Origin of the sequence: Clostridium sp. BSD2780061688st1 H5, from assembly GCF_005845155.1 — a bacterium.
GTDB classification, from domain to species: domain Bacteria; phylum Bacillota; class Clostridia; order Lachnospirales; family Lachnospiraceae; genus Claveliimonas; species Claveliimonas intestinigallinarum.
This window is the reverse complement of sequence record NZ_SPGT01000006.1, coordinates 96,194-113,320: the sequence shown is the minus strand read 5'-3', so window position 1 is coordinate 113,320 and position 17,127 is coordinate 96,194. Positions and strand designations below refer to the sequence as shown.

Annotated in this window: 13 protein-coding genes; 11 read left to right on the top strand and 2 right to left on the bottom strand. The window is 56.0% G+C overall.

The window, feature by feature from the left end; all coding sequences use genetic code 11:
- Positions 1 to 204: 204 nt before the first annotated feature.
- The 11 genes from FGQ86_RS05735 to recN all read left to right on the top strand — a co-directional run bounded on the left by FGQ86_RS05735 (position 205) and on the right by recN (position 10,813).
- On the top strand, positions 205 to 1,809 hold the full coding sequence (locus tag FGQ86_RS05735) for a peptide chain release factor 3 (protein ID WP_138303184.1): 1,605 nt from the start codon (positions 205 to 207) through the stop codon (positions 1,807 to 1,809).
- Positions 1,810 to 1,919: 110 nt separating this feature from the next.
- On the top strand, positions 1,920 to 2,303 hold the full coding sequence (locus FGQ86_RS05730) for an Asp23/Gls24 family envelope stress response protein (RefSeq protein WP_033125536.1): 384 nt from the start codon (positions 1,920 to 1,922) through the stop codon (positions 2,301 to 2,303).
- Positions 2,304 to 2,702: a transcription antitermination factor NusB gene (gene nusB, locus FGQ86_RS05725; protein ID WP_138303183.1), complete on the top strand. Its 399-nt coding sequence runs from the start codon at positions 2,304 to 2,306 to the stop codon at positions 2,700 to 2,702.
- 23 nt (positions 2,703 to 2,725) lie between these two features.
- A complete protein-coding gene (xseA, locus tag FGQ86_RS05720) occupies positions 2,726 to 3,961 on the top strand; it encodes an exodeoxyribonuclease VII large subunit (protein ID WP_033125538.1) in 1,236 nt (411 codons plus the stop codon).
- Positions 3,946 to 4,185, top strand: coding sequence for an exodeoxyribonuclease VII small subunit (gene xseB, locus FGQ86_RS05715; RefSeq protein ID WP_033125539.1), 240 nt, complete (start codon positions 3,946 to 3,948; stop codon positions 4,183 to 4,185). The genes xseA and xseB overlap by 16 nt, the downstream gene beginning before the upstream one ends.
- Before the next feature lies 1 nt (position 4,186).
- Entirely contained in the window at positions 4,187 to 5,077 is an 891-nt protein-coding gene (locus FGQ86_RS05710) for a polyprenyl synthetase family protein (RefSeq protein ID WP_033125540.1), read from the top strand.
- 12 nt (positions 5,078 to 5,089) lie between these two features.
- A complete protein-coding gene (gene dxs, locus FGQ86_RS05705) occupies positions 5,090 to 6,982 on the top strand; it encodes a 1-deoxy-D-xylulose-5-phosphate synthase (protein ID WP_138303182.1) in 1,893 nt (630 codons plus the stop codon).
- A gap of 13 nt (positions 6,983 to 6,995) precedes the next feature.
- Positions 6,996 to 7,805, top strand: coding sequence for a TlyA family RNA methyltransferase (locus tag FGQ86_RS05700; protein ID WP_033125542.1), 810 nt, complete (start codon positions 6,996 to 6,998; stop codon positions 7,803 to 7,805).
- 3 nt (positions 7,806 to 7,808) lie between these two features.
- Positions 7,809 to 8,639, top strand: a complete 831-nt coding sequence (locus tag FGQ86_RS05695) for an NAD(+)/NADH kinase (protein ID WP_033125543.1) — start codon at positions 7,809 to 7,811, stop codon at positions 8,637 to 8,639.
- Positions 8,640 to 8,643: 4 nt separating this feature from the next.
- A complete protein-coding gene (gene argR, locus FGQ86_RS05690; RefSeq protein ID WP_033125544.1) occupies positions 8,644 to 9,093 on the top strand; it encodes an arginine repressor in 450 nt (149 codons plus the stop codon).
- A gap of 40 nt (positions 9,094 to 9,133) precedes the next feature.
- A complete protein-coding gene (recN, locus tag FGQ86_RS05685; protein WP_138303181.1) occupies positions 9,134 to 10,813 on the top strand; it encodes a DNA repair protein RecN in 1,680 nt (559 codons plus the stop codon).
- Positions 10,814 to 11,129: 316 nt separating this feature from the next.
- Here the strand turns inward: recN and FGQ86_RS05680 are convergent, their stop codons facing one another.
- A complete protein-coding gene (locus tag FGQ86_RS05680) occupies positions 11,130 to 12,584 on the bottom strand; it encodes a glutamate synthase subunit beta (protein WP_138303180.1) in 1,455 nt (484 codons plus the stop codon).
- A gap of 21 nt (positions 12,585 to 12,605) precedes the next feature.
- Positions 12,606 to 17,126, bottom strand: a complete 4,521-nt coding sequence (gene gltB / locus FGQ86_RS05675; RefSeq protein WP_138303179.1) for a glutamate synthase large subunit — start codon at positions 17,124 to 17,126, stop codon at positions 12,606 to 12,608.
- Position 17,127 lies beyond the last annotated feature (1 nt).

Here is a 17,127-nt window from a genome sequence, read left to right as displayed (position 1 = left end):
GGAAGAGAGATAGCGGGTACGGACAGGTACAGTGTACAGCGGGACAGCTTTGGCTGCCCCGCTGTTTTGCGCTGGCAGTTTGGGCTTTTTTTGCAGAGATGGAGATTAAAACAATTGCACAGACGGCACGACCTGTGGTAAACTGTATATTCGGAGTAAAACGACTATCTGATGTAAATTAGAATATAGAGGAGAGCTTATATCATGCCGGAATTGACAAAACAGATGAAAGATGAAATCAAAAGGCGCCGCACCTTTGCCATCATTTCCCACCCGGACGCGGGAAAGACGACTCTGACAGAGAAGTTCCTGCTCTACGGGGGAGCCATCAACCAGGCGGGAAGCGTGAAGGGAAAGGCTACCGCAAAGCACGCTGTGTCGGACTGGATGGAGATCGAGAAGGAGAGAGGTATCTCCGTCACATCCTCTGTCCTGCAGTTTGAGTACGACGGGTACTGTATCAATATTCTGGATACACCGGGTCACCAGGACTTCTCGGAGGATACCTACCGGACTCTGATGGCGGCGGACTCCGCCGTCATGGTGATCGACGCGTCCAAGGGTGTGGAGGCCCAGACGAGAAAGCTGTTCAAGGTCTGTACCATGCGCCACATCCCCATCTTTACCTTTATCAACAAGATGGACCGGGAGGCCATGGATACCTTTGAGCTGCTGGACGACATCGAGAATGAGTTGGGAATTGCGACCTGCCCCATCAACTGGCCCATCGGCTCGGGCAAGAGCTTTAAGGGCGTGTATGACAGGAAGGAGAGAGAGGTGGAGCTCTTCTCCGACACAAAGAAGGGAACGACCCAGGGAGAGGTCAAAAAGGTGAAGATCGATGACCCGGAGATCGCCTGGCTCATCGATGACAACCAGAGACTACAGCTGGAGGAGGAGATTGAGCTCCAGGACGGAGCAGGAGCCGAGTTTGACCAGGAACTGGTCAGCCGTGGAGAGCTGTCGCCGGTATTTTTCGGCTCCGCACTGACCAACTTCGGCGTGGAGACCTTCCTGCAGCACTTCCTTGATATGACCTCATCCCCTCTCCCGAGAAAATCTGACAAGGGGGACATCGATCCCATGGAGGAGCCGGATTTCTCGGCCTTTGTGTTCAAGATACAGGCCAACATGAACAAGGCCCACAGGGACAGGATCGCCTTCATGCGCATCTGCTCCGGCAAATTTGACGCCGGCATGGAGGTCCATCACATCCAGGGGGGCAAGAAGGTGCGGCTCTCCCAGCCCCAGCAGATGATGGCCAGCGAGAGAAAGATCATTGAGAACGCCTATGCGGGAGATATCATCGGCGTCTTTGACCCGGGCATTTTCTCCATCGGAGATACGCTGACCGCCTCCCCGGAGAAATTTGCCTTTGAGGGCATCCCCACCTTTGCCCCGGAGCACTTTGCAAGAGTCCGCCAGGTGGACACCATGAAGAGAAAGCAGTTCATCAAGGGTATCAGCCAGATTGCCCAGGAGGGAGCCATCCAGATCTTCCAGGAGTACAATACCGGTATGGAGGAGATTATCGTGGGCGTTGTGGGCGTCCTGCAGTTCGACGTGCTCAAGTACCGTCTGGAGAACGAGTACAAGGTGGAAATCCGCCTGGATACGCTGCCCTACGAGCACATCCGCTGGATCGAGAACGAAGACCTGGATCTGGATCACCTTGTAGGCACTTCGGACATGAAGAAAATCAAGGATCTGAAGGACCGTCCGCTGCTCCTCTTTATCAACGAATGGAGTATCCGCATGACTCTGGACCGGAACGAGGGACTTGTCCTCTCGGAATTCGGCCGCTCATAGGACACGGAGTTCGTTCGCAGGAGAAAGTGTTGGCATTTGCATATAAATTTGTTATAATGTATATTAATAATGTAATGTGAATTTGTAACACATATATGGAGGGCATTTTTATGGGAAAAGACGAGAGAAGTACCTATACAATAAAAGAGGATGAAAATCTCGGCGAGGTGAAGATCGCTGACGAGGTGGTGGCCATCATCGCCGGCCTTGCGGCCATGGAGGTGGACGGAGTGGCGTCCATGTCCGGCAATGCCACGAGAGAGCTGATCAGCAAGCTGGGCATGAAGTCCCTGTCAAAGGGCGTGAAGGTGGACGTGCTGGAGGGAATTGTCACAGTGTCCCTGAAGCTGAACCTGAAGTATGGCTACAATGTCATGGACATCTGCCAGAAGGTGCAGGAGAAGGTGAAGGCAGCCATCGAAAATATGACAGGCCTTACTGTTGCGGACGTGAATATCCGCATCGCAGGCGTGGATGTTCCGGAGGAAGCGTAAGTGAAGAGATCAGAGTCTAGGGAACATATATTTAAGCTGGTGTTTGGACTGGAGTTCAACGCCGAAGAGGAGATGCCCCAGCAGCTGGAGCTGTATTTTGACCAGCTTGAGGAGGCGAAGGAGAAGGACAGGGAATATATCCGGAAGAAAGCCCAGGCTGTCGCTGAGCACAAGGAGGAGATCGACAAGCTGATCGGTGAGCACACGACAGGCTGGAAGACCACCAGGATGAACAAGGTGGATCTTACGATCCTGCGCCTGGCTGTCTATGAGATGAAGTGGGACGATGACGTGCCTGTGTCTGTGGCGATCAACGAGGCAGTGGAGCTTGCCAAGCGGTTTGGCGGGGACGAGAGCCCCTCTTTCATAAACGGCGTTCTGGCCAGGATCGCAGACTGAGACGAGAGGTGCATTGACAGATCATGGCGGGAAATGTTTATACAGTAAAACAGGTAAATGCCTATATCCGGAATATGTTCACCCAGGATTTCATGCTGAACCGTATTTACGTTAAAGGCGAAGTGTCAAACTGTAAGTACCACACGTCGGGTCATATATATTTTTCATTGAAGGATGAGTCCGGAACGATTGCCTGTGTCATGTTTGCAGGGCAGCGTGGAGGGCTCTCTTTTCGTATGACGGAGGGACAGCAGGTGATCGTCTTTGGCTCGGTCAGCGTGTATGAGCGTGGAGGTACATACCAGCTCTACGCGAGGCAGATCCGGCTGGACGGTGAGGGCGTTCTATACGAGAAATTCCAGGCCCTGAAAAAGGAGCTGGAGGAGATGGGCATGTTTGCCCCCGAGTACAAAAAACCCATCCCGCCCTTTGCCATGCGGGTGGGCGTAGTGACGGCATCCACCGGGGCGGCTGTGCGGGATATCATGAATATCAGCAGGCGCCGGAATCCCTACGTGCAGCTCATTCTCTACCCGGCCCAGGTGCAGGGTGAGGGGGCAAAGGAGAGCATTGTAAAAGGAATACGCATGCTGGAGCAGGCCGGTGTGGATGTGATGATCGTTGGCAGAGGCGGCGGTTCAATCGAGGATCTCTGGGCCTTCAACGAGGAGATAGTGGCCAGAGCCATCTTTGACTGCTCTGTGCCGGTGATCTCCGCGGTTGGACACGAGACCGACACCACCATCGCTGACTATGTGGCGGACCTGCGGGCTCCCACGCCCTCGGCTGCGGCCGAGCTGGCAGTGTGGGATATCCGGCTCTTTGACCAGCGCCTGCAGGAGACGGCCCTGCAGATGAACAGGCAGATGGACAGAGTGCTCCAGGTGAGCCGCCTGCGGCTTCAGAAATACGAGGCCAGGCTCCAGTATCTCCACCCCGGCAACAAGCTGCGGGAGAGACGGCAGATGCTGGTGGAGCTGGAGGATGCCATGAGGCGGAGCATGGAGCAGAAGGTGCAGAGGGCGAGACACCAGCTTGCCATTTACATTGAGAAGATGCGGGGGCTCTCCCCCGCCGGAAAGCTGAATCAGGGCTACTCTTACGTGGAGAGGGAGTCCGGCGGCAGACGGGAGGCGGTAAAGAGCATCCGCCAGGTGGAAAAAGATATGGAGCTGCGCATCTACGTCTCGGACGGTGTGATCCGGGCCAGAGCGGAGGATGTGCAGGATGAAGGAGGGACACCATGGAAGAGAGAATAGAGGAGCAGACAGTGCCCGCGGAAGGAGAGCAGACGCTGGAGCAGCTCTTTGCGGAGCTGGAGGCGTTGACAGGAGCGCTGGAGGAGGAGTCCTCCCTTGAGAAGTCCTTTCAGCTCTACCACAGGGGAATGGACATGCTGAAGGCGTGCAGCGACAGGATAGACAGAGTGGAAAAACAGATACAGGTTCTGGATGAAAAAGGAGAGACCCATGAGTTGCAGTAGGATGGAGTATGAGCGAGAGCGGGAGCAGAAGGTTGAGGAGATAGAGGCCCTGCTCACAAAGTATCTGCCCTCAAAGGAGGGATTGCAGAAGATCATCATGGAGGCCATGGAGTACAGCCTCATGGCAGGCGGCAAGCGGCTCCGCCCCATGCTGATGCAGGAGACCTACCGCCTCTTTGGCGGAGAGGGAGAGCTGGTGGAGCCCTTTATGGCGGCTATGGAGATGATCCACACCTACTCCCTTGTCCACGACGACCTGCCGGCTATGGACAATGACGAGTACCGGAGAGGACGGAAGACCACCCATGTGGTCTACGGGGAGGACATGGGGATCCTGGCAGGCGATGCCCTTTTAAACTATGCCTTTGAGACGGCCTCCTCGGCTTTTGAGCAGTATCCGGATAAAGCCCTTCTCATAGGAAAAGCCCTCCGTGTCCTGTCCGCAAAGGCGGGCATCCACGGCATGATCGGCGGTCAGGTGGTGGATGTGAAGGAGACGGGACACGCTGTCTCAAGAGAGGTGCTGGATTTTATCTATGAGCTGAAGACAGGGGCGCTTATCGAGAGCTCCATGATGATCGGCGCCATCCTCGCCGGCGCCTCGGATGGAGATGTGAAGAAGGTGGAGAAGATTGCCTCCAATGTGGGCTTTGCCTTCCAGGTGCAGGATGACATCCTGGATGTGACCAGCACCAGCGAGGTGCTGGGAAAGCCGGTCCACAGCGATGAGAAGAATGAGAAGAGCACCTACGTGACTCTGGTCGGACTCAAGGAGGCGGGAAGGCTGGTGGAGACAGCGTCCATGGAGGCTGTCCGTCTTCTGGGAGAGCTTCCCGGGGAAAACGGCTACCTGGCATGGCTCATCGAGAAGCTGATCCACCGGGAGAAATAAGGAGCGACAGGTATGTTGTTAGATCGGATCGAGAGAGAAAATGATGTAAAAAAACTTAGGGCCGAGGAGCTGGAGGAGCTGGCGGCGGAGATCAGGCAGTTCCTGATCGAAAAGATCAGTATGACAGGAGGCCATCTGGCCTCCAATCTGGGTGTGGTGGAGCTCACTATCGCCATGCACAGAGTGTTCCAGCTCCCGGAGGACAAGATGATCTGGGATGTGGGGCATCAGTCCTACACCCATAAGATCCTGACAGGGCGCAGGGCGGGCTTTGACGACCTGCGCAAATACGGGGGCATGAGCGGCTTTCCGAAGCGGAAGGAGAGCGCCTGCGACGCCTTTGATACGGGGCACAGCTCCACCTCCATCTCCGCGGGGCTGGGGTACGTGCAGGCCCGTGATCTCCTGGGGCAGGACTACAGTGTCCTCTCTGTTATAGGAGACGGCGCCATGACCGGCGGCATGGCCTACGAGGCCCTGAACAACGCGGCGCGGATCAAGACCAATTTTATTATTATCTTAAATGACAATGAGATGTCCATATCGGAGAATGTAGGCGGCATGTCCGACTATCTGGCCCGTCTGCGGACAGCGGACATCTATACAGGCCTGAAAAAGGGAGTCACCAACACCCTCCACAGAATTCCGGTAGCGGGGGACTCCATCATCGAGCAGATCCGCCGGACAAAGAACAGCATCAAGCAGCTGGTAGTGCCGGGCATGCTCTTTGAGGATATGGGGATCACCTATCTGGGGCCCATACCGGGACATGACATCGCCATGCTCTGCCGGGCCCTGCGGGAGGCGAAAAAGGTGGAGGGGCCTGTCCTTCTCCACGTCCTCACCCAGAAGGGAAAGGGCTACGAGCCGGCGGAGCAGGAGCCGGCCCGCTTCCATGGGACAGGTCCCTTCGACATAGAGACGGGAAAGCCTGTTGGCACAAAGAAGAAGGATACATACACGGATGTGTTCTCAAAGGTGATCTGCGATATCGGCAAGAGAAATCCCAGGGTGGCGGTCATCACAGCCGCCATGGCGGACGGCACCGGCCTCTCCGAGTTCCAGCGCCGTTTCCCGAAACGGTTTTTCGACGTGGGCATCGCAGAGGGCCACGCGGTCACCTTTGCGGCCGGTCTGGCGGCAGGGGGGATGAAGCCAGTGTTTGCCGTGTACTCCTCCTTCCTCCAGAGAGGGTATGACCAGATCATACACGATGTGGGACTGCAGAACCTGCCGGTTGTCTTTGCGGTGGACAGGGCCGGACTGGTGGGCAGCGACGGGGAGACTCACCAGGGGATCTTTGACCTGTCCTATCTGGGCAGCATCCCCAATATGACTGTCATGTCGCCCAAGAACCGCTGGGAGCTGGCGGATATGCTGCGCTTTGCTGTGGACTATGAGGGACCCATCGCGCTGCGCTATCCCCGTGGAACAGCCTACGACGGCTGCGAGGAGTTCCGCTCCCCCATCCGGTACGGAAAGAGCGAGGTCATCTACGAGGAGGAGAGCATTGCCATCGTGAGTGTGGGCCACATGTTTGAGGAGGCCCTGAAGACCCGCAGGCTTATCAAGGAGACCGGGTACAATTGCAGTCTGGTCAACGCCAGATTTGTCAAGCCCATTGACAGCGAGATGATCGAGGAGTTGGCAAAGCGCCACAGTCTCATCGTCACCATAGAGGAGAACGTCCTCTGCGGAGGCTTTGGGGAGCAGGTGACAGAGTACGTGTCCGCTCAGGGACTTCCGGTAAAGGTGCTGAATCTGGCCCTGCCGGACGACTATATCGAGCACGGCAGCGTGGATGTGCTGCGAAGAGAGGTCCTTCTGGATGCTCCTTCCATGATGAAGCGCATTGTGACTGCGTATATACTTGCATGCTCCAAAAGGGCAGAAAAGGATATCTGAAAGGAGAACAGCCATGAAAGAGCGTCTGGATGTATTGCTTGTAAAAAGAAATCTCGCCGGTTCCAGAGAGAAGGCCAAGGCCATCATCATGTCCGGCATTGTGTATGTGGACGGACAGAAGGAGGACAAGGCCGGCACAACCTTCCCGGAGGATGTACAGATTGAGGTCAGAGGGCACACCCTTCCCTATGTCAGCAGAGGGGGACTGAAGCTGGAGAAGGCTCTGAAGTGCTTTGACGTGTCCGTGGAGGGAAAGGTCTGCACAGATGTGGGATCCTCCACAGGCGGGTTCACAGACTGCATGCTGCAAAACGGCGCGGTCAAGGTGTTTGCCATAGATGTGGGACGGGGACAGCTTGACTGGAAGCTGCGCCAGGATGACCGGGTGGTCTGTATGGAAAAGACAAACATCCGCTACGTAAAGCCGGAGGATTTGGGGGAGCCCATCGACTTCTCCTCCATAGATGTATCCTTCATCTCCCTCACAAAGGTGCTCGGCCCTATCCGGGACTATCTGACAGAGAAAGGGCAGATCGTGGCTCTTATCAAGCCCCAGTTTGAGGCCGGCAGGGAGAAAGTCGGAAAGAAAGGGGTGGTGCGGGAAAAGAGCACCCATCTGGAGGTCATCAGCCAGATTATTTCCTATGCCCTTTCCATTGGCTTCCGGGTGCTGGACCTGACATTTTCGCCCATCAAAGGGCCGGAGGGGAATATCGAGTATCTGGTCCACCTGGAAAAATGTGATCCCTCGCAGGCGGCTGTGGAGGATGGGATCGCTGTGGAGACGGTTGTGTCAGAAGCATTTGAAGCACTGCGAGGTTAGAAGATGGAACGGTTTTATATAGTGACGAATGATGGAAAAGACAGAGACGGAAGGGTCACGGACAGGATCCGGCACATCCTTGAGGGCGCAGGGAAGACATGCCTGTTCTCGGAGAAGGATGAGAAAAAAAATATCATCCGGGAGACAGTTCCCGAGGATGCAGACTGCGCCATTGTCATCGGCGGAGACGGCAGCCTCATAGAGGTGGCAAGGATCCTGAAAAATGAGATTCCCATTTTGGGCATTAATATGGGGACGCTGGGTTACCTGACCGAGGTGGATCCCGCCAGGCTGGATGAGGCGCTGGCACAGATCCTGCAGGGGGATTACTGCATTGAGGAGAGGATGATGCTGGAGGGACATTTTCAGGGGAAGGAGCCGGACGTGGCCCTCAACGACATCGTAATTTCCAGAAAAGGAAGCCTGCGGGTCATTCATTTTGATGTATATGTGAACGGCGCCTGCCTGAATTCCTACGAGGCGGACGGAATGATCATATCCACCCCCACTGGCTCCACAGCCTACAACCTGTCGGCAGGAGGACCTGTGGTAGAGCCGACAGCGTCCCTCATCGTCCTCACCCCCATCTGCTCCCATGCGCTGAACACAAGCAGCATTGTGCTGTCCGCGGAGGATGAGGTTATCGTTCAGATCGGGCAGGGGAGAAACGGGAGAGAAGAGGAAGTGTTCGCCACATTTGACGGCGCGGATGTGGTGGAGATGCGGACCGGAGACAGAGTCCTGGTGCGCAGATCAGAGCACGTGACAAAGCTGATGAAGCTGAGCAAGGTCAGCTTTCTCGAAATCATGCGCAGAAAGATGAAAGGAAACTGATACCATGAAGATCAACCGACATGCGAAGATAGTAGAACTCATCAATAAATACAGAATTGAGACACAGGAGGAGCTGGCAGAATACCTGAACAAAGAGGGCTTTAAGGTGACCCAGGCCACTGTATCCAGGGATATCCGGGATCTGAAGCTGACCAAGGTGCCTACAGACGACGGCAGACAGAAATACGCGGTGCACCAGAAGGGTGAGTCCGAGATGAGTGAGAAATATATCCGGGTACTCCGGGACGGCTATGTCTCCATGGACAAGGCTCAGAATATCCTCGTGATCAAGACCGTGGTGGGTATGGCGAACGCGGTGTGCGCTGCCCTGGATGCCATGAAGTGGAATGAGATCATCGGGAGCGTGGCCGGGGACGATACTATCATCTGTGTGATCCGCAGTGTGGACGAGACCATAGCTGTCATGGATAAGATCAGCAAAATTGTTTCTTAGTGGCTTTTGAAAGATACAGTATAAGGATACAGGAGGCTGTATGTTACAGAATTTACATGTAAAAAATCTTGCCCTGATCGATGAAGTGGAGATCGACTTCCAGAAAGGGCTGAACATACTGACAGGAGAGACCGGAGCGGGGAAATCGATTATCCTCGGTTCGGTCAGCCTTGCTCTTGGGGCCAGATACACCACAGATATCCTGCGCAAGGGCGCCAGGTACGGATTTGTGGAGCTGACCTTTACAGTGGAGAATGAGAAGCAGGAGGAGAAGCTTAAAAAGCTGGATATCTTTCCCGAGGAGGGGACAGTCGTCCTGAGCCGGCGTCTCATGGAGGGCCGCAGTACAAGCAAGATCAACGGAGAGACCGTGCCCATCTCTCTCCTCAAGGAGGCAGCCGCCATCCTGATCGACATACACGGACAGCATGAACACCAGTCTCTTCTCTACAAGAAGAGACAGCTGGAGCTGCTGGATGCCTTTGCATCCGAGAAGATCCTGGAGGCAAAGGAGAAGGTCCGCTTCTCCTTCCAGGAGTACAGAAAGTGGAAAAAAGAGCTGGAGGAGGCTGATCAGGACGAGGCAGAGCGGGCGAAGGAAGCCTCTTTTCTCGAATTTGAGATAGGCGAGATCGAGGACGCCGGACTGAGGGACGGCGAGGATGAGGAGCTGGAGGAGAGCTACCGGCGCATGGTCAACAGCAAGAGGATCGTGGAAGGTGTCAGTGAGGCCCACGGCTACACAAGCGGGGAGGCGGGCAGCGCCAGCGAGTGCCTCAGCCGGGCGGCCAGGTGTCTTGCGGAGGCGGCAGGACTGGACGAGGATGCCCGTCAGCTCTACGAGCAGCTTCTGGAGGTAGACAGCCTTCTGAATGATTTCAACAGGGAACTGGCAGACTATGAGAAGTCGCTGGAGTTCTCTGATGAGGACTTTGCCGAGACGGAGAACCGGCTCAATGAGATCAACCGGCTCAAGACAAAATACGGCAGCACTATCGAAGAGATCAGGGCCTACTGTGAGGAGAAAAAAAGCCGTCTCCTGGTGCTGAACGACTACGACCGCTACCTGGAGGAGTTGAAGGAGAAGTACGAGCGCTCTCTTAAGCATCTGGAGAAGAATACCACTGTCCTTACAAGGCTGAGAAAGGAGCAGAGTCTGCTTTTTGCTGACAGGATCACAGAGGGACTGCGTGATCTGAATTTCGCCGATGTACGGTTCCAGATCGATTTTTCCGGTCTGCCGGAGTATACCTCAAACGGAAAGGACGACATCGCCTACATGATCTCCATGAACCCGGGAGAGCCCTTAAAGCCCCTGGCGGAGGTGGCTTCCGGAGGCGAGCTGTCCAGGATCATGCTGGCCATCAAGACAGTGATGGCGGACAGGGACGAGATACCGACCCTTATCTTTGACGAGATCGACGTGGGGATCAGCGGCCGGACAGCCCAGAAGGTGTCCGAGAAGATGGCTGTCATCGGGAAGACCCACCAGGTCATCTGTATCACCCATCTGGCTCAGATCGCCGCCCAGGCGGACGCTCACTACATGATCGAGAAGACGGTGGAAGAGGGAACGACCCACACCGGTATCCGTCAGCTCTCGGAGGAGGAATCCGTTGAGGAGCTGGCAAGGATACTGGGAGGCGCGAAGATCACCGACGCGGTCCTGGAGAACGCGAGGGAGATGAAGGAGATGGCCCGAGGTGGAAGAGGGGAGTAATTGGATTAGCGGGTATAAATCAATCTGCTGGATACTGTCGCTGTGTTTGAGATTACATACAAAATCATTTGTTTGATTTTCCTCATATACAGGAAAACAGTATCCCGGCAAAGGCAAACGCCCATCCGCTCTGGCAAGCGTGATGGGCGTTTGCGTCACAGACGCAGATAACTAATCATCTCAAAGAGCTGCCACATCGGCTTTGATCCGATATGCAATGCTTCTTTTCATCTTCAGTATAGTAAGAAAATTATCTTTTGTCAATGCGTTTATGGAAACACTTTTTTAAGCAGCTGTAATTTCCTGACAAGAAAGTTTACATATTTGTATACCCCATCAGGTACTCATCCACTTCCCTGGCACACGCGCGGCCCTCCGCGATGGCCCAGACTACAAGGGACTGCCCCCGGTGCATATCTCCTGCGGCAAACACCTTCTCTGTGTTGGTCTTGTAGGAGGAGGGGGCAGTGGCAGCCACGCCTCTGGGCGTGAGGTCGAGCTGGAAGGCGTCTGACACGTAGGACTCGCATCCGGTAAAGCCTGCCGCGATGAGGAGCAGGTCTGCCTCCAAAATCTGCTCACTGCCCTCTATTTCTGTCATTTTTCCGTCCTTGAAAGAGAGTTTCACGGTCTTTACTCCGGTGAGCTGATTTTTGTCGTCTGTCAGGAATTCCTTGATGGTGGTCTCATAGATCCGGGGATCGTGGCCAAAGCAGAAGATGGCCTCCTCCTGTCCGTAATCGGTCTTGCAGACCTTGGGCCACTCCGGCCAGGGGTTGGATGGCGTGCGCTCATCCGGGGCCTTGGGCATCATCTCAATCTGCGTGACGGAGGCGCAGCCCTGGCGGATACAGGTACCCACGCAGTCATTTCCGGTGTCTCCGCCGCCCACGATGATGACCTTTTTATCCTTTGCGGATACCCAGGGGGTACCGTCCAGCAGATGCTTTGTGGCCCTTGTGAGGAAGTCCACGGCAAAGTAGATGCCCTCCGCCTGGCGGCCCTCACCGTTTAAGTCCCTGGCTCTCTTGGAGCCGCAGCACAGGATCACAGCGTCATACTCCTCCAGCAGCTTCTGGGCCGGGATGTCAGCGCCGATGTTGGCGCCGGTCACAAACTCGATGCCCTCCGCGGTCATCAGATCCACGCGGCGCTGTACGATGGATTTGTCCAGCTTCATGTTGGGGATACCGTACATGAGAAGGCCTCCCACGCGGTCCTCCCTCTCAAACACAGTCACATGGTGGCCTCTCTGGTTGAGCTGGTCTGCGGCTGCCAGGCCGGCGGGACCGGCCCCAACTACGGCCACCTTCTTTTCCGTGCGCACAGCCGGGATCCGGGGCTTCATATTTCCCTCGGCAAAGCCGGTCTCTATGATGAAGAGCTCATTGTCGCGGATGGTCACCGGATCGTCGTTCATGCCGCAGACACAGGCTTTTTCACACAGCGCAGGGCAGACCCTCCCGGTAAATTCCGGAAAGCTGCTCGTCTTGCGCAGACGGGAGAGTGCCTGGGAGTAGTTTCCGTGAAACACCTCGTCGTTCCACTCCGGGATCAGATTGTGGAGCGGGCAGCCTGTCACCATGCCCTTCAGCTGCAGTGCAGACTGGCAGAAGGGAACGCCGCAGTTCATGCAGCGTGCCCCCTGGAGCCTTCTTTCCTCAGGGGAAAGAGGGGGATGAAATTCATTGAAATTCTTGATGCGCTCCTCCGGAGCACAGGACGAATTATCCACTCTTTTATATTCTAAAAAACCAGTTGGTTTTCCCATAGTCAGTCTTCCTCCTTTGGACTATTTCTGGATCTCATAAAATGCTTCAAGCGCCGCGTCTTCATGGGAGAGACCCTTCTCTTCGTACTTGCTGATGGCGTGGAGCATGCGCTGGTAATCGTTGGGAAGGATCTTCTTAAATCCGGGCAGATAATCTCCGAAATGCTCCAGGATATCCTTTGCGAGAGCGGAAGAGGTCTCCTTCTCGTAATCCTTCAGTATATTTTTCAGCTCGGCAATGTCGTGCTTTTCCGTCACCTCAGACATGGTCACCATATCCTTGTTCAGCTTTTTGTAGAGCTGATGATCCATATCCAGCACATAGGCTGTGCCGCCGCTCATGCCTGCGGCAAAGTTTTTGCCGGTTTTTCCAAGGATGACCGCGCAGCCTCCTGTCATGTATTCCAGACCGTGGTCGCCGCAGCCCTCGGCCACCGCTGTGGCGCCGGAGTTGCGGACGCAGAAGCGCTCGCCGGCCACGCCGCAGACATAGGCTTTTCCTGATGTGGCGCCGTAGAGGGCCACGTTTCCGATGATGATGTTTTCAGAGGCCTTAAAAGTGCTGTGTCTGGACGGATACACGATCAGCTTTCCGCCTGACAGGCCCTTGCCGAAGTAGTCGTTGGCGTCTCCCTCCAGCGTCAGGGTCAGACCCTTGGGGATAAAGGCGCCGAAGGACTGTCCGCCGCCTCCGGTGCAGTGTACCTTAAAGGTGTCGTCCTTGAGTGTGTTCTTGAAGGCGGCTGTGATCTCGGATCCCAGGATGGTTCCGACAGAGCGGTTCACGCTGTTCACGCGGATGCTCTCGCTGTGCTTCCTGCCGCTCTTCAGAGCCTTCTCAAAGCGGGGCAGGAGAATGGCCTCGTCCACGGTCTTCTCCAGCTCAAAGTCAAAGACATCTTCCGGGTTGAAGTGAACTGCGCTGCCCTCCGGAGAGGAGCAGAGGATCCTTGAGAGGTCTACCTTTTTCGCTCTCGGGATCGTACAGTTCTCCCTTACCTTCAGACATTCCGTGTGTCCCACCATCTCAGAGAGAGTGCGGAAGCCAAGCTTTGCCATAATCTCCCGCAGCTCCTGGGCAATGAAGAGCATGAAGTTCATGACATACTCCGGCTTGCCCTTGAAGCGTTTGCGCAGGCACTCATTTTGGGTGGCAACACCTACAGGGCAGGTGTCCAGATTGCAGACCCGCATCATCATACAGCCCATGGTCACAAGGGGAGCGGTGGCAAAGCCGAACTCCTCAGCTCCCAGCAGGGCGGCGATGGCCACATCCCGGCCGCTCATGAGCTTGCCGTCTGTCTCGATCACGACACGGCTCCTCAAGTGGTTCTGGATCAGCGTCTGATGCGTCTCGGCAAGGCCAAGCTCCCAGGGAAGACCCGCGTGGTGGATAGAGCTCTGGGGCGCGGCTCCTGTACCTCCGTCGTAGCCGGAGATGAGCACAACCTGGGCTCCCGCCTTGGCCACGCCGGAGGCGATGGTGCCTACACCAGCCTCGGACACCAGCTTGACAGCGATCCGGGCCTTTCTATTGGCGTTCTTCAGGTCATAGATAAGCTGCGCCAGATCCTCGATGGAGTAGATATCGTGGTGCGGCGGAGGGGAGATCAGAGACACGCCTGGGGTAGAGTAGCGGGTCTTTGCGATCCAGGGGTATACCTTCTTACCGGGCAGATGTCCGCCTTCTCCGGGCTTTGCGCCCTGGGCCATTTTAATCTGGATCTCTTTTGCGCTCACCAGATATTCGCTGGTGACGCCAAAGCGCCCGGAGGCCACCTGCTTGATGGCGCTGTTTTTCTCTGTCCCAAGGCGCTCCGGCTTCTCGCCGCCCTCGCCTGAGTTGGACTTGCCGCCCAGCCGGTTCATGGCAATGGCCATGCACTCGTGGGCCTCCTCGGAGATGGAGCCGTAGGACATGGCCCCTGTCTTAAAGTGCTTGACGATCTCAGAGGCGGGCTCCACCTCGTCGATGGGGATGCCCCCGTCCTCCGGGAACTGGAAGGCCAGAAGGCCCCGCAGAGTGTGGGGACGGGTCTCATCGTCCACCATGGCCGTATATTCCTTAAACCTGTTATAATCGCCGTTCTGTGTGGACTGCTGGAGGGCAATGATGGTGGCGGGGTTGTAGAGGTGGTCCTCCTTGTCCTCGCCGCTCCGAAGCCGGTGGAAGCCGGTGCTGTCCAGCGTGGTATCCACACCCAGATCCAGGGGATCAAAGGCCTTGTTGTGGCGGGCGATCACATCGTCATTGATGTCCTTCATGCTGATGCCGCCCACCCGGCTGACAGTGTTGGTAAAGTATTTGTCTATGACTTCCTTGCTGATGCCCACAGCCTCGAAGATCTGGGCGGACTGGTAGGACTGGAGGGTGGAAATGCCCATCTTGGCCGCGATCTTCACGATACCGTGGAGAACAGCCTCGTTGTAGTCGTGGATGGCTGTGTGGTAGTCCTTGTCCAGAATTCCCCTGTCAATGAGCTCCGCAATGCACTCGTGGGCCAGGTAGGGATTGACAGCCCTGGCGCCGTAGCCCAGGATGGTGGCAAACTGGTGCACATCCCTCGGCTCGCCGCTCTCCAGGATGATGGAGACAGCGGTTCTCTTCTTTGTCCGGATCAGGTGCTGCTCCATGGCGGAGACAGCCAGGAGAGCGGGGATGGCCACATGGTTCTCATCCACGCCCCGGTCGGAGAGGATGATGATGTTGGCCCCCTTTGTATAGGCCCTGTCGCAGCTCACAAAGAGCTGATCCAGCGCCTTCTCAAGAGAGGTGTTCTTGAAGTAGAGCAGAGATACCACCGCGCTCTTAAATCCCGGCCGGTCCAGGGACTTGATCTTCATCATGTCCACGCCGGTGAGGATGGGATTTTTCACCTCCAGCACCGTACAGTTGCCGCTTTCCTCCTCCAGCAGGTTTCCATCCGATCCGATGTACACCGTGGTGTCTGTGACGATCTCCTCCCGGAGAGAGTCGATAGGCGGGTTGGTTACCTGGGCAAAGAGCTGTTTAAAATAGTGGGAGAGAGGCGGATGCTTCTCCGACAGCACGGCCAGGGGAATATCGGTTCCCATGGAGGCTGTGGCCTCAGATCCGTTTGTTGCCATGGGAAGGAGCACATCCTTCACATCCTCGTAGGTGTATCCAAAGACCTTGTAGAGCTGATCCCTCCTCACCTGATTGTGGACCGGCACCTTCTTGTTGGGAACCGGGATGTCCTTTAAGTAGAGCAGGTTCAGGTCCAGCCACTCGCCGTAGGGCTGGCGGGTGGAGTAGTACTCCTTGCACTCCTCGTCGGAGATCAGCTTTTTCTTCTTTGTGTCCACGAGGAGGATCTTGCCTGGCTGCAGCCTGGATTTCTCCACCACATGCTCCGCCGGGATATCCAGTACCCCCACCTCGGAGGAGAGGATGAGATGCCGGTCGTCCGTGATGTAGTATCTGGAGGGACGAAGTCCGTTCCGGTCCAGGACAGCGCCCAGGATATCCCCGTCTGAGAAGAGGATGGCCGCAGGGCCGTCCCAGGGCTCCATCATGGTGGCGTAGTAGTGGTAGAAGTCCTTTTTCTGCTCATCCATGTACCGGTCGTGTCTCCAGGGCTCCGGTATAGTGATCATGACGGCCAGGGGAAGATCCATGCCGTTCATGTAGAGGAACTCCAGCGTGTTGTCCAGCATGGCGGAGTCAGATCCACTGCTGCCGATGACCGGGAGCACCTTGTCGATGTCATCGGAGATAACAGAGGAGTGCATAGTCTCCTCCCTGGCCAGCATGCGGTCCGCGTTGCCCCGGATGGTGTTGATCTCCCCGTTGTGGAGGATCAGGCGGTTGGGGTGGGCCCGCTCCCAGCTGGGCGTTGTATTGGTGGAGAAGCGGGAGTGGACCATGGCGATGGCTGTGCGGTAGTCCTCATCCTGCAGGTCGTCGTAGAAGCGGCGGAGCTGTCCTACAAGGAACATCCCCTTGTAGACGATGGTCCGGGAGGAGAGGGAGGCCACGTAAGTGTCCTCGCAGCTCTGCTCAAACTCTCTTCTTGCGATGTAGAGACGGCGGTCAAAGTCGATGCCCTTTGGGCAGTCCTTTGGCCTTTCCACAAAGCACTGCATGATGTAGGGCATGCGCTCCCTGGCGTAGTCGCCCAGTATCTCCGGGTGGACCGGCACATTTCTCCAGCCCAGAAGCGTAAGGCCGCCCTTCTCCAGGATGACCTCAAACATTTTCCGGGAGAAGTTCCTCTTCAGCGTGTCCTGGGGAAAGAAGAACATGCCCACGCCGTAGTCCCTCTCATCTCCCAGGGCAATGCCGATCTGCGCGGCTGCCTTGGAAAAAAAAGAGTGGGAAATCTGCGTCAGGATTCCCACTCCGTCACCAACCTGTCCAGTAGCGTCTTTGCCTGCGCGGTGTTCCAGTTTTTCTACGATCGTAAGGGCGTCATCCAGGATTTTGTACTCCTGGATGCCGTCGATACTGACAACAGCTCCGATGCCGCAGGCATCGTGCTCAAAACTGCTCTGATATAAATTTTGATTTTCCTGGTTCATA

Excerpts from the sequence above, each read along its gene's own strand:
- recN (WP_138303181.1), top strand. The coding sequence starts at position 9,134 with ATGTTACAGAATTTACATGTAAAAAATCTTGCCCTGATCGATGAAGTG.
- xseB (WP_033125539.1), top strand. The coding sequence starts at position 3,946 with ATGGAAGAGAGAATAGAGGAGCAGACAGTGCCCGCGGAAGGAGAGCAG.
- argR (WP_033125544.1), top strand. The coding sequence starts at position 8,644 with ATGAAGATCAACCGACATGCGAAGATAGTAGAACTCATCAATAAATAC.
- xseA (WP_033125538.1), top strand. The coding sequence starts at position 2,726 with ATGGCGGGAAATGTTTATACAGTAAAACAGGTAAATGCCTATATCCGG.
- gltB (WP_138303179.1), bottom strand. The coding sequence starts at position 17,126 with ATGAACCAGGAAAATCAAAATTTATATCAGAGCAGTTTTGAGCACGAT.
- FGQ86_RS05680 (WP_138303180.1), bottom strand. The coding sequence starts at position 12,584 with ATGGGAAAACCAACTGGTTTTTTAGAATATAAAAGAGTGGATAATTCG.
- FGQ86_RS05735 (WP_138303184.1), top strand. The coding sequence starts at position 205 with ATGCCGGAATTGACAAAACAGATGAAAGATGAAATCAAAAGGCGCCGC.
- FGQ86_RS05695 (WP_033125543.1), top strand. The coding sequence starts at position 7,809 with ATGGAACGGTTTTATATAGTGACGAATGATGGAAAAGACAGAGACGGA.
- FGQ86_RS05700 (WP_033125542.1), top strand. The coding sequence starts at position 6,996 with ATGAAAGAGCGTCTGGATGTATTGCTTGTAAAAAGAAATCTCGCCGGT.
- dxs (WP_138303182.1), top strand. The coding sequence starts at position 5,090 with ATGTTGTTAGATCGGATCGAGAGAGAAAATGATGTAAAAAAACTTAGG.
- FGQ86_RS05730 (WP_033125536.1), top strand. The coding sequence starts at position 1,920 with ATGGGAAAAGACGAGAGAAGTACCTATACAATAAAAGAGGATGAAAAT.
- FGQ86_RS05710 (WP_033125540.1), top strand. The coding sequence starts at position 4,187 with ATGGAGTATGAGCGAGAGCGGGAGCAGAAGGTTGAGGAGATAGAGGCC.